The organism is Kitasatospora sp. NPDC034035, from assembly GCF_055575755.1.
The window spans coordinates 253,041-266,118 of record NZ_JBVISA010000006.1 but is presented as its reverse complement, the minus strand read 5'-3'; the positions used below and the strand labels follow the sequence as shown (position 1 = coordinate 266,118).

At 72.4% G+C, this 13,078-nt stretch carries 7 protein-coding genes; 5 read left to right on the top strand and 2 right to left on the bottom strand.

All coding sequences use genetic code 11. The features are described 5' to 3' along the window. Window positions 1–62 precede the first annotated feature (62 nt). A complete protein-coding gene (locus ACZ52J_RS11435) occupies window positions 63–545 on the bottom strand; it encodes a hypothetical protein (protein WP_465617682.1) in 483 nt (160 codons plus the stop codon). An 80-nt stretch (window positions 546–625) separates the two neighbouring features. Then, window positions 626–3,328: an alpha-glucan family phosphorylase gene (glgP, locus tag ACZ52J_RS11430; RefSeq protein ID WP_465617680.1), complete on the bottom strand. Its 2,703-nt coding sequence runs from the start codon at window positions 3,326–3,328 to the stop codon at window positions 626–628. A 1,140-nt stretch (window positions 3,329–4,468) separates the two neighbouring features. Between glgP and ACZ52J_RS11425 the strand changes: the two genes are divergently transcribed. The 5 genes from ACZ52J_RS11425 to ACZ52J_RS11405 all read left to right on the top strand — a co-directional run bounded on the left by ACZ52J_RS11425 (window position 4,469) and on the right by ACZ52J_RS11405 (window position 13,075). Further along, entirely contained in the window at window positions 4,469–6,424 is a 1,956-nt protein-coding gene (locus ACZ52J_RS11425) for an alpha-1,4-glucan--maltose-1-phosphate maltosyltransferase (protein ID WP_465617785.1), read from the top strand. After that, a complete protein-coding gene (treS, locus tag ACZ52J_RS11420) occupies window positions 6,421–8,145 on the top strand; it encodes a maltose alpha-D-glucosyltransferase (protein WP_360498703.1) in 1,725 nt (574 codons plus the stop codon). Before ACZ52J_RS11425 ends, treS begins: the two co-directional genes overlap by 4 nt. 252 nt (window positions 8,146–8,397) lie before the next feature. Then, window positions 8,398–9,888 carry a maltokinase N-terminal cap-like domain-containing protein gene (locus ACZ52J_RS11415; RefSeq protein WP_465617678.1) on the top strand — a complete coding sequence of 497 codons (1,491 nt, stop codon included), beginning with the start codon at window positions 8,398–8,400 and terminating at the stop codon, window positions 9,886–9,888. A gap of 75 nt (window positions 9,889–9,963) precedes the next feature. Beyond that, window positions 9,964–12,354, top strand: coding sequence for a 1,4-alpha-glucan branching protein GlgB (gene glgB, locus ACZ52J_RS11410; RefSeq protein WP_465617676.1), 2,391 nt, complete (start codon window positions 9,964–9,966; stop codon window positions 12,352–12,354). A 46-nt stretch (window positions 12,355–12,400) separates the two neighbouring features. Next, on the top strand, window positions 12,401–13,075 hold the full coding sequence (locus tag ACZ52J_RS11405; RefSeq protein WP_465617674.1) for a hypothetical protein: 675 nt from the start codon (window positions 12,401–12,403) through the stop codon (window positions 13,073–13,075). Window positions 13,076–13,078: the final 3 nt, after the last annotated feature.

The window sequence follows — 13,078 nt, the reverse complement described above, 5'->3', positions numbered from 1 at the left end:
GTGAATGTGCCCGTCCGGGTGCGCCGTTACGCACCCGGCCGGGCCGCCCCCCGGTGGAACCGTCAGTCCACGGTCACCGCGTAGGCGGTGTGCCAGTCGGGCGAGGGGCAGTCCTCCTGCGCGGCCACCACGTCCAGCGTTCCGCCGGGCAGCACCTGCCCGGCGACGGCCGCCGGGTCGATCACCACGGCCGGGTCGATGAAGGTCGCGTCGAGGCCGGCCGGGATCCCGTAGGAGCTGCCGGTGCCGAAGTAGGTCAGGGTGACCGGCGGGTCGGCCGACTGCACCACGCCCGGCGACGGGAAGTGCACGACCACCTGGGTCGTGTCGCTGGTGGCCGCCGGGCCCCGGTTGGTGACCTGCACCTCCAGGATCCCGGTCTCGCCCGGGACCACCGGGCCCTGCGGCGGGCAGAGTTCGACGGACAGCCGCGCGGTCGCCGGGGGCGCCGCGAGCGGGCCGGTGGCGGCCTGGGCCGGCCACGCCACGAGGACGACGGAGAGCGCGGCGAGGGCGGCCGCGCGGACGGTTCGCATCAGGAGCATCACGCTCCCCCCGCCCGACACGCGGGGCAACCGGATGACTGTCGTCCGTGGCGGACGGGCGGCAGTCATCCGGCGCGCCGTCAGCGCAGCAGCCCCGCGTCCATCCCGGCCGACTCGGCCGGCAGGGCGACCAGCCCGAGCTCGGCCGGGGAGGCCAGCCGCGGGTGCGCGGGCAGCACGCGGACCGTGTAGCCGAACGGGCCGGTCCGGCACAGCTCCAGCGCGCCCTCGTAGCGGGTGCGGCCGTCGAGGTCGGGCCCGCCGACCGGTTTGAGGGCGAGCAGGCAGGCGTCCGAGATGCCGTCCGACTCGTCCACCCGGCCGGAGACCACCTGGACCTCGACGTCATCCGGATCCAGCGTGCCGAGCGCGACCTGCACCCGCAGCGCCAGCGAGCTGCCCAGCTCCTGGGCCTCGGCCGGGCAGTCCGCCTCGACGTGCTCGACCCGGACGGCCGACCAGGCCTCCCGGACCTTCGCCTTCCACCCCGCCAGCTCCCGCGCGGTGATTCGCCCGCTCACCTCCGGGCGCTCGCCCGCCGCGCGCCCGCCCGCCGCCAGCTCCCGCTGGGCCAGCGCCGCCGGGGCGTACAGCCGTTCGACGTACTCGCGGACCATCCGCCCGGCGAGCACCTTGGGCCCGAGGGTGACCAGGGTGTGCCGGACCATGGCGATCCAGTGGTGCGGCAGCCCGTCCGCGTCCCGGTCGTAGAACCGGGCGGCGACCTGGTCCTCGATCAGGTCGTAGAGGGCGGCCGCCTCGATGTCGTCGCGCCGCTCGGCCTCGCCGCTGTCCGGGTCGGGCACCCCGCCGCTCTCGTCGGCGGTGGGGATCGCCCAGCCGTTGCGGCCGTCGTACCACTCGTCCCACCAGCCGTCCAGGACGGACAGGTTGAGGCAGCCGTTGAGCGCGGCCTTCATCCCGGAGGTGCCGCAGGCCTCCAGCGGGCGCAGCGGGTTGTTGAGCCAGACGTCGCAGCCCGGGTAGAGGTGCCGGGCCATCGCCATGTCGTAGTCCGGCAGGAAGACGATCCGGTGCCGGACGGCCGGGTCGTCGGCGAAGGCGACCATCTGCTGGATCAGCCGCTTGCCGCCGTCGTCGGCCGGGTGAGCCTTGCCGGCCACCACGATCTGCACCGGCCGGGTGGGGTGCAGCAGCATGGCGCGCAGCCGCTCCGGGTCGCGCAGCATCAGGGTGAGCCGCTTGTACGAGGGCACCCGGCGGGCGAAGCCGATGGTGAGCACGTCGGGGTCGAGCACCGAGGAGACCCAGCCGAGCTCGGCCTCGCCGGCCCCGCGCTGGTGCCAGGAGGCGCGCAGCCGACGGCGGGCCTCGTCCACCAGCTGGGCGCGCAGGGTGCGGCGCAGGTCCCAGATCTCGGTGTTGCCGATCGCCTCCAGGCCGGTCCAGCGGGTGGCCTCGCCGGTGGTCATCGCCTCCTCGGCGCGCTCGGCGCCGATCCCGGCGGCGCCGAGCCGGACCACCGCCGGGTCGATCCAGGTGGCGGCGTGCACGCCGTTGGTGACCGAGGTGATCGGCACCTCGGAGGGGTCGAAACCGGGCCAGAGGCCGTTGAACATCGAGCGGCTGACCTCGCCGTGCAGGGTGGAGACCCCGTTGGCGCGCTGGGCGAGCCGCAGGCCCATGGCGGCCATGTTGAACAGTTTCGGGTCCCCGCCGCGCCAGGTCTCGGCGCCGAGCGCGAGCACCTGGTCGACCGGGACGCCGGGCAGCGCGGTGTCGCCGCCGAAGTGGCGGGCGACCAGCTCGCGGTCGAAGCGGTCGATGCCGGCCGGGACGGGCGTGTGGGTGGTGAAGAGGGTGCCGGCCCGGACGGACTCCAGGGCGGCGGCGAAGTCGAGGCCGGCCGCATCCTCGGCGACCAGCTCGCGGATCCGTTCGACGCCGAGGAAGCCGGCGTGGCCCTCGTTGGTGTGGAAGACCTCGGGGGCGGGGTGCCCGGTGAGCCGGCAGTAGGCGCGCACCGCCCGTACGCCGCCGATGCCGAGCAGCATCTCCTGGAGCAGCCGGTGCTCGCTGCCGCCGCCGTACAGCCGGTCGGTGACGTCGCGCTCGGCGGGCGAGTTGGCCTCGATGTCGGAGTCGAGCAGCAGCAGTGGCACCCGCCCGACCTGGGCCTTCCAGATCCGGGCGGCCAGGGTGCGGCCGCCGGGCAGGACGAGGTCGACCCGGCTGGGGGTGCCGTCGGGTTCCCGGAGCGGGCTGACGGCGAGCTCGTCCGGGTCCAGCAGCGGGTAGCGCTCCTGCTGCCAGCCGTCCCGGCCGAGGGACTGCCGGAAGTAGCCGTGCCGGTAGAACAGCCCGACGCCGATGATCGGGACGCCGAGGTCGCTGGCGGCCTTGAGGTGGTCGCCGGCCAGGATGCCGAGCCCGCCGGAGTACTGGGGCAGCGCGGCGGCGATGCCGTACTCGGGCGAGAAGTAGGCGATCGCGGCGGGCAGTGGGGCGGCCCCGGTCTCCTGCTGCCGGGCCTGGTACCAGCGCGGGCCGGTCAGGTAGTCGCGCAGGTCGTCGGCGAGGTCGCCGAGTCTGCGCAGGAACCGCCGGTCGGCGGCGAGCGCGGCGAGCCGGGCGGCCGGGACCTCCCCGAGCAGGCGCACCGGGTCCTCGCCGGTCGCGGCCCAGACCTCCGGGTCCACGGACCGGAAGAGGTCCCTGGTCTCGGGGTGCCAGGACCAGCGCAGGTTGAGGGCCAGCTCGTGCAACGGCTGGAGTTGTTCGGGCAGGACGGTGCGGACGGTGAATCTGCGGATTGCCTTCACGGCGTGAAGCGTAGCCGCGGCGGTCGGCCCGACAGTGCGTCAAGTGGGCTATTAGGCATCCGTTCGGCCTATTGATGAGATCGCATTCGGCGCATTGGTCTGCACGGGGGGCGCGCGAGGCGCACTTTTCCGGGGGCCGCGCTACCAATACGTGAACTCTGCGGTACGAATCCATTTCCGATGGCGCATCCGCTCGGGAGAAGGTCCGAAACTCCTGTCGTACCGGTGCAAAAACCTTGTCGCCGATGCGAGGATGACCGAAGGTCGTTGATGCTGTGGGGAGTACGGCGACGGGTGGCGTCCCCCTCGAAGCAGCACGTCCGAATCCTTTTTCGCGTTGGCTGTTCCCGTCCGCTTTAGCCCATTCGGCGATCACCGCTCGTCGACGCGTGTCCTTGTGCCCGGCCTGCTCGTTCACGGGTGGACCGGGCCGCCCGGGGGCGTGCCCCCGGAGGCGCGCGCCGGGACGCGCACGGGCTCCGGGGCGTCCCGCCACCGACTCGGCGGGCGCCGGGCAGGTTGCCGGGGACAGCGGCGCGGGCAGGCTCCGGTCGCACGTCCTCCCCACCCAGCAGTCCTCCCGGTACTCCCCTGGCCCGACCCCGGCCCGCGGGAGCTGCCGCCGATCTCGGGCAGGAGCTTGGCATGCACGGCGACACGCGGGACCAGTCCACACCTGTGGCCGAAACCCTCGACACAGCGGTCGCGGAATCCGCCGGACGGATGGATTCTGACACTCGGACAGATCCGGCGATGCCCGCACCCAGGGCGGCCGGGGCGGTCCGTACCGGATCCTCCGAATCCCAACCCCCCGCAGAGCAGCCCTCAGCAGCACAGCCCTCAGCGGTACAGCCCTCCGCAGCGGCCCCACAACCCGGGGCCGAGGAGGACCGGACCGCGGCACCCCGCAGGCGCACCACCACGCGCCGCACCACCGCCACCGCGTCGGCCGCCACCCCGAAGGCCGGCGACGGGGCCGACCCCGCACCGCGCCGGACGACCGCCGCGAAGAAGGCGGCCGCTCCGAAGGCGACCGCTGCGAAAGCGACCGCCCCGAAGGCGACCGCCGCGAAGGGTGCCGCCAAACCCGCTGCCAAGTCCGCTGCCAAGCCCTCCGCCCGCAAGACAGAGAGCGACACCGTGATCGGCCGCATCCCCGTCCTGGACGTCAGTCCCCTCGTCGACGCCGGCCGCCGCCCGGCCAAGGCGGTCGCCGGCGAGACCTTCCTGGTCACCGCGACCGTCTTCCGCGAGGGCCACGACGCCGTCAACGCCAACGTGGTGCTGCGCGACCCGCGCGGCCGCAGCGGCCCCTGGACGCCGATGCGCGAGCTCGCCGAGGGCACCGACCGCTGGGGCGCGTACGTCACGCCGACCGCGCCCGGCCGCTGGTCGTACCTGGTGGAGGCGTGGAGCGACCCGATCGCCACCTGGCGCAGGACCGCCTCGGTGAAGCTGCCCGCCGGGATCGACACCGCGCTGGTCCTGGAGGAGGGCGCCCGGCTGTTCGAGCAGGCCGCGGCCGGCGTGCCGAAGAAGGAGGGCCGCGCCGACGTCCTGGCCGCCGCCGACGCGCTGCGCGACTCGACCATGCCGCCGCTGTCCCGGCTGGCCGCCGCCCTGGCCCCCGAGGTGCTGGAGCTGCTGGCCCGTCACCCGCTGCGCGAACTGCTGAGCGCCTCCCGCCCGCTGCCGCTGCAGGTGGACCGGGAGCGCGCGCTGTTCGGCTCCTGGTACGAGTTCTTCCCCCGCTCGGAGGGCGCCGCGGTGGACCCGAGCGGCGTCGAGGCGCCGCGCCCGGGCACCCTGCGCACCGCCGCCGAACGGCTGCCCGCCATCGCCGCGATGGGCTTCGACGTGGTCTACCTGCCGCCGGTCCACCCGATCGGCCGAGCCTTCCGCAAGGGCCCGGACAACACCCTGACGACCGGTCCGCACGACGTCGGCTCGCCCTGGGCTATCGGCTCCCCCGAGGGCGGCCACGACGCGGTCCACCCCGACCTCGGCACCATCGAGGACTTCGACCACTTCGTCGCCGAGGCCCAGGCGCTGCACCTGGAGGTGGCGCTCGACTTCGCCCTCCAGTGCTCCCCCGACCACCCCTGGGTGAACAAGCATCCGGAATGGTTCAGCCACCGCGCGGACGGCACCATCGCCTACGCCGAGAACCCGCCGAAGAAGTACCAGGACATCTATCCGATCAACTTCGATCAGGACATGGATGGAATCGTCAAGGAAACCCTCAGGCTCCTCCGATTCTGGATGTCCCACGGCGTGCGGATCTTCCGGGTCGACAACCCGCACACCAAACCGGTGCTGTTCTGGGAGAAGGTGCTCGCCGACATCGCCCGAACCGACCCGGATGTCGTGTTCCTGGCGGAGGCCTTCACCCGCCCGGCGATGATGCACACCCTGGCGAAGATCGGTTTCCACCAGTCGTACACGTACTTCACCTGGCGCACCACCAAGCAGGAACTCACCGAGTACCTCACCGAGCTCACCGGTGACGCGGCCGCCTACATGCGCCCCAACTTCTTCGCCAACACCCCGGACATCCTGCACGCCTACCTGCAGCACGGCGGCCGCGCCGCCTTCGCGATCCGCGCCGTGCTCGCCGCCACCCTCTCCCCCAGCTACGGCGTCTACGCCGGCTACGAGCTGTACGAGAACGAGCCGGCCCACCCGGGCTCCGAGGAGTACCTGCACTCGGAGAAGTACGAGCTGCGCCCGCGCGACTGGAACCGCACCGACACCCTCGCCCCGCTGCTGACCGTGCTGAACCGGCTGCGCCGGCGCCACCCCGCCCTGCAGCAGCTGCGCGACCTGCGCTTCCACCCCACCGACAACGACCAGGTGCTCGCCTACTCCAAGACCGCGACCACCCCCGAGGGCCTCACCGACCAGGTCATCACCGTGGTGAACCTCGACCCGCACCACGTGCAGGAGGCCACCGTCACGCTCGACGGCGACGGCCCGTACGCGGTGCACGACGAGCTCACCGGCGCCGTCTACACCTGGGGCCGGCGCAACTACGTCCGGCTCGATCCCTCAGCCGAGCCGGCTCACCTCCTCACGGTTCGGAGGAACCCAGCGTGACAGTGAACGAGCCCGTCCCCGACACCTTCCCCGAGACCTCCAAGAAGAAGCTCGACCCCGAGTGGTTCAAGCGTGCGGTCTTCTACGAGGTGCTGGTGCGGTCCTTCCAGGACAGCAACGGCGACGGGGTCGGGGACCTCAAGGGGCTCACGGCCAAGCTCGACTACCTCCAGTGGCTCGGGATCGACTGCCTCTGGCTCCCCCCGTTCTTCGCCTCGCCGCTGCGCGACGGCGGGTACGACGTGTCCGACTACACCTCGGTGCTGCCGGAGTTCGGCGACCTCGCCGACTTCATGGAGTTCGTCGACGCCGCGCACGCCCGCGGCATGCGCATCATCATCGACTTCGTCATGAACCACACCAGCGACCAGCACCCGTGGTTCCAGGCCTCCCGGACGGACCCGGACGGGCCGTACGGCGACTTCTACATGTGGGCCGACGACGACAAGCAGTACCCGGACGCCCGGATCATCTTCGTCGACACCGAGACCTCCAACTGGACCTACGACCCGGTCCGCAAGCAGTACTACTGGCACCGCTTCTTCTCGCACCAGCCGGACCTCAACTACGACAACCCCCGGGTCCAGGACGAGATGATCGCCGGGCTGCGGTTCTGGCTCGACCTCGGCATCGACGGCTTCCGGCTGGACGCGGTGCCGTACCTCTTCGCCCGCGAGGGCACCAACTGCGAGAACCTGTCGGAGACCCACGAGTTCCTCAAGCGGGTCCGCAAGGAGATCGACGCCGACTACCCCGACACCGTGCTGCTCGCCGAGGCCAACCAGTGGCCGGAGGACGTCGTCGACTACTTCGGCGACTTCACCTCGGGCGGCGACGAGTGCCACATGGCGTTCCACTTCCCCGTGATGCCGCGGATCTTCATGGCGGTGCGCCGCGAGTCCCGCTACCCGGTGTCCGAGATCCTCTCCAAGACCCCGCAGATCCCCAACGGCTGCCAGTGGGGCATCTTCCTGCGCAACCACGACGAGCTGACCCTGGAGATGGTCACCGACGAGGAGCGCGACTACATGTACGCGGAGTACGCCAAGGACCCCCGGATGCGCGCCAACGTGGGCATCCGCCGCCGGCTCGCCCCGCTGCTGGAGAACGACCGCAACCAGATCGAGCTGTTCACCGCCCTGCTGTTCTCCCTGCCCGGCTCGCCGGTCCTCTACTACGGGGACGAGATCGGCATGGGCGACAACATCTGGCTCGGCGACCGGGACGGCGTGCGCACGCCGATGCAGTGGACCCCGGACCGCAACGCGGGTTTCTCCTCCGCCGACCCGGGCAGGCTCAGTCTGCCGCCCATCATGGACCCGGTGTACGGCTACCAGGTGACCAACGTCGAGGCGCAGCAGAGCAGTTCGAGTTCGCTGCTGCACTGGACGCGTCGCATGATCGAGATCCGCAAGCTCAATCCGGCGTTCGGCCTCGGCAGCTACGCCGAACTGCCGTCCAGCAACCCCGCCGTGCTGGCCTTCGTGCGCGAGTACGAGGGGGACCTGGTCATGTGCGTGAACAACTTCTCGCGGTTCGCGCAGCCGACCGAGCTGGACCTGCGGCAGTACGGCGGGCGGTACCCGGTCGAGCTGATCGGCGGGGTGCGCTTCCCGTCGATCGGTGAGTGGCCCTACCTGCTCACCCTGGCCGGGCACGGCTTCTACTGGTTCCAGCTCCGGCAGCCCCCGCGCCTGAGCGGGACCAGGCGGTCGAAGTAACGATCCGCCGCGCCTCGCCGCACGCACCACGTCAGCACCACCAGACCCTCCGGGGGCGCCAGTTGAACCCCAGCGCCCCCGGAGTTCTCTGCACCACCGCGTACGGAGAACAGCCCAACGGCCACCCACACGAAGGCGTGACACCCGAGCCAAACTCGCGTGCCGCGACCGCCGCGCCGCCGAAATCCGGAAGACTGACGGACCCGGCCACGACCCGTCGGGCAGTCCGCGTGCTTCCGGGGAAAGGGAGTCATGTCCGAAACCTCCCGCTCTCAAGCCCATGTGCAGCACGACGCCCCGGCCGGCTCCACCGCGCCGACCGGCGCGCGGGGCTCCGGGGCCCGGAGAACCACCCTGGGGGTCAGCGAGCTCGTCCAGGCAGCACTGCCGCTGATCGCCGCGTGGCTGCCCACCCAGCGCTGGTACGCCGGGAAGGGACGGCCCATCACCGGCCTCACGCCGGTGGTCGGCACCCCGCTGCAGGTCGGCGACCCGGCCCTGCTGCACCTGCTGCTACGGGTCGAGCACGCCACCACGGCCGGCGCCCCGCACGGCGACATCTACCAGCTGCTGCTCGGCATCCGCTCCCAGGGGCTCGGGGACATCGGGCCCGGCGCGGTGCTCGGCCGACTCAGCCAGGGCCCGTACGACGGCGCGACCCTCTACGACGCGGTACACGACGCCGAACTCACCGGGCGCCTGCTGGAGCACCTCGCCACCGGTGACCGCTTCGGCTCGCTGTCCTTCCGCCGCACCCCCGGCTCCGGTCTGCCCGCCAACCTCCCCGGCCGCGCCTCCACCGCCGAGCAGTCCAACAGCTCGGTCATCTTCGGCACCTCGTACATCCTCAAGCTGTTCCGCCGCATCCACCCCGGCACCAACCCCGACCTCGAACTCTCGCTCGCCCTCTCCCGGGCCGGCTCCACCCGCATCCCCCGGGTCGCCGCCTGGTTCGAGAGCCGGATGGAACGCGCCGAACCCGCCACCCTCGGCCTGCTCCAGCGCTACCTGCCGGACGCCGAGGACGGCTGGGAACTCGCCCTCGACCAGGTCGGCCGGCTCAAGGGCGACCGCTCCCCCGGCAACTTCGCCATCGAGGCGCACCGGCTCGGCCGGGCCACCGCCGAGGTGCACCGGGTACTGGCCCGCTCGATGCCGGTCGCCCGGCTCGACCGCGCCCAGACCGGTCGGCTGGCCACCACGATGGCCGACCGGCTGGACAGCGCCGTCGCCGCCGTCCCCGGACTACTGCGCTTCCGGTCCGCGCTGCGCGCCGCCTTCCAACAGCTCGCCGACGCCCACCCGGACGGCCTGCCGGTCCAGCGCATCCACGGCGACCTGCACCTCGGGCAGGCGATGCGGACCCCGCACGGCTGGGTGCTGCTGGACTTCGAGGGCGAGCCGGCCAAGTCGGTCAACGAGCGCCGCGAACCGCAGCCCGCCCTGCGCGACGTCGCCGCGATGCTCCGGTCCTTCGACTACGCGGCCGCCCACCTGCTGGCCGGCGGCCCGGTCGACCCGGAACTGGCCCATCTCGCCGCCGCCTGGGCTCAGCGCAACCGCACCGCCTTCTGCGCCGGCTACACCGCCGGGGGCGGCGCCGACCCGGCCGCCTCGCCGGAGCTGATGCGGGCGCTGGAGATCGACAAGGCGGTGTACGAGGTGGTGTACGAGGCCCGGCACCGGCCGAGCTGGCTGCCGATCCCGCTGGCCGCGATCAACCGGCTCGCCCTGTCCGTCTGACCCCGCGTTCCCCGTCCCGCCCGCCCGCCCGCCCGCCACGAGTTCGCCCACCCCCCGCCGCAGGAGGACCACGCCGTGACGCCGCTCGACCCGACCGGCCGCCCCAACCGCACAGTTCCGGCCACCTTCCTGGCCGGCGCCTCCGACCTGCCCCGAGCCGAAGGGCGCGCCGACGCCGAAAGGGAGAAGCGAGGGAGCGACGCAGGAGCGACGGAGCGCCGACCGTCGGCGCCGGATCAAGAGCGCCCGGAGGCGAGCGGGCGAATCACAGTCCTGCGCCTGCCCGAGGCGCCGCTGCCGCCGTCCGAGGTGGACCGGTTGGTGAGCGGGCACCACCACGACCCGCACGCGCTGCTCGGCGCGCACCCGGTGCACGGCGGCACGGCGATCCGGGTGCTGCGCCCGTTCGCCGAGCGGGTGGTCGTCGAGACCCCCCAGGGCCCGGCCGAACTCACCCACCAGCAGGGCGGCTTGTTCACCGGCCTGGTGGCCGGCCGCGAACTGCCCGACTACTCCCTGCTGGTGACCTACCCGGACGGCGAGCCGCTGCGCCAGCAGGACGGCTACCGCACCCCGCCCACGCTCGGCGACCTGGACCTGCACCTGATCTCCGAGGGCCGGCACGAGCAGCTGTGGCGGGCGCTCGGCTCGCACGTGCGCACCGTCGACGGCGTGGCCGGCACCGCGTTCGCGGTCTGGGCGCCGAACGCCTCCGGGGTGCGGCTGATCGGCGAGTTCAACCACTGGGACGGCACCGGGCACCCGATGCGCTCGCTCGGCTCGTCCGGCATCTGGGAGCTGTTCGTCCCGGGCCTGGCCGAGGGCACCACGTACAAGTACGAGGTGCACACCCGGCAGGGCTGGGTGCTCGACAAGGCCGACCCGCTGGCCCGGGCCGCCCAGTGCCCGCCCGGCACCGCCTCGGTGGTCACCTCCTCCGCCTACGTGTGGCAGGACGACGAGTGGATGGCCCGCCGGGCCCGCACCACGCACCACCGGGCGCCGATGTCGGTGTACGAGCTGCACCTGGCCTCCTGGCGCCCGGACCTCACCGACTACCGCGCCATCGCCGAGGAACTCCCCCGCTACCTCCAGGAGTTGAACTTCACCCACGTGGAGTTGATGCCGGTGATGGAGCACCCCTTCGGCGGCTCCTGGGGGTACCAGGTGTCCGGCTACTACGCCCCCACCGCCCGGCTCGGCGGGCCGGACGACTTCCGGTACCTGGTGGACGCCCTGCACCGGCACGGCATCGGCGTGATCGTCGACTGGGTGCCCGCGCACTTCCCCAAGGACGACTTCGCGCTCGCCCGCTTCGACGGCGAGCCGCTGTACGAGCCCGCCGACCCGCTGCGCGCCGAGCACCCCGACTGGGGGACGCTGGAGTTCGACTACGGCCGCACGGAGGTGCGCAACTTCCTGGTCGCCAACGCGGTCTACTGGTGCGAGGAGTTCCACATCGACGGCCTGCGGGTGGACGCCGTCGCCTCGATGCTCTACCTCGACTACTCCCGCGAGGGCGGCGCCTGGACGCCCAACCAGTACGGCGGCCGGGAGAACCTGGACGCTGCCTCCTTCCTGCAGGAGATGAACGCCACCGTCTACCGGCGCTGCCCCGGCGTGATCACCATCGCCGAGGAGTCCACCGCCTGGGACGGGGTCACCCGCCCCACCGACGCCGGCGGCCTCGGCTTCGGGCTGAAGTGGAACATGGGCTGGATGCACGACTCCCTGGTCTACATGTCCAAGGAACCGGTGCACCGCAAGTACCACCACAACGAGATCACCTTCTCGATGGTGTACGCCTACTCGGAGAACTACATCCTGCCGATCTCGCACGACGAGGTCGTCCACGGCAAGCAGTCCCTGGTCTCCAAGATGCCCGGCGACTGGTGGCAGCAGCGCGCCAACCACCGCGCCTACCTGGGCTTCATGTGGTCCCACCCGGGCAAGCAACTGCTGTACATGGGGCAGGAGTTCGCCCAAGGCGCGGAATGGGACCACGAGCAGGGCCCGCAGTGGTGGGTGCTCGACGAACAGTGGCCGGCCCACCGGGACCACCTCGGGGTGCGCCGCCTGGTCCGCGACCTCAACCGGCACTACCTCGACACCCCGGCCCTGTGGGAGCTGGACACCACCCCGGACGGCTTCCGCTGGCTCGACGGCGGCGCCGCCGACGACAACCTGCTCTCCTACGTCCGCTACGCGGCCGACGGCACCCCGCTCGTCGCGGTCTGCAACTTCTCCCCGGTCGTCCGGCACGCCCGCCGGGTCGGCCTGCCCCGCCTCGCCGGCCGCGACCAGCTGTGGGAGGAAGTGCTGAACACCGACGCCGAGGAGTACGGCGGCGGCGGCATCGGCAACTCCCACCCGGTCAAGGCCGACCCGGTGGAGTGGGACGGCCAGCCCCGCTCCGCCGAACTGATCCTCCCCCCGCTCGCCACCCTCTGGCTCCGCCCGGCCTGAGCACCTAGGCTCCCCGCCTGAGAGTGATCGTCAGCAGGCGGGGGGCTTGCACATGTGGCTGTGGACGGTGCTGGGGTGGATCTACCTCTTGGTGCCCTTCGCCTGTTGGGCGGCGGTGGTCCGCACCCGGGCGGTCGGGGCGGCGGTCTTCGCCGTCCTGGCCGGCCTGGCCACCGCCATCGTGGGCCTGGAGTACGAGTGGTTCTTCATCCGGCCCATGGCCGAGCTGGAGGCCGGGTACCCGTTCGTGGCGAGCCTGGCGATCCTGGCGGGCGTGCTGGGCGAGAAGCGGCTGCGCGACCCCCGGCCGAAGGGGCGCATCGACCCCGAGACCGGAGCGGCCGTCGTGGTCTGCGCTCACGCCGTCGCCGGAGCGGCCATCGCCCTCCTCTACCAGCTCGCCGTCTACGAGCCCTTCATCCCGAGCCTCGCCGAGGTGCCGCTGCCACCCGGGGTGACCATCGAGCACGCCGACGAGGGCTACTGCGGCACGAACTTCTGCTCCCGGACCCTCACGATCGGCAGCAGCACCGGCCTGTCGCCCGCCGAGGTGCAGGCCCGGCTGCAGGCCGCGCTCGCCGCCGACGGCTGGACCCCCGGCCGCGACACCTTCCTGCAACGGCCGCACGGCTGGCTGGTGGACCGACGCGTGTCGGAGCTGCACTTCAGCGGGATGACGGTGGAGCTGTCCGGCTCGGAGCTCGCCATGGTCCGGCCCTGACCT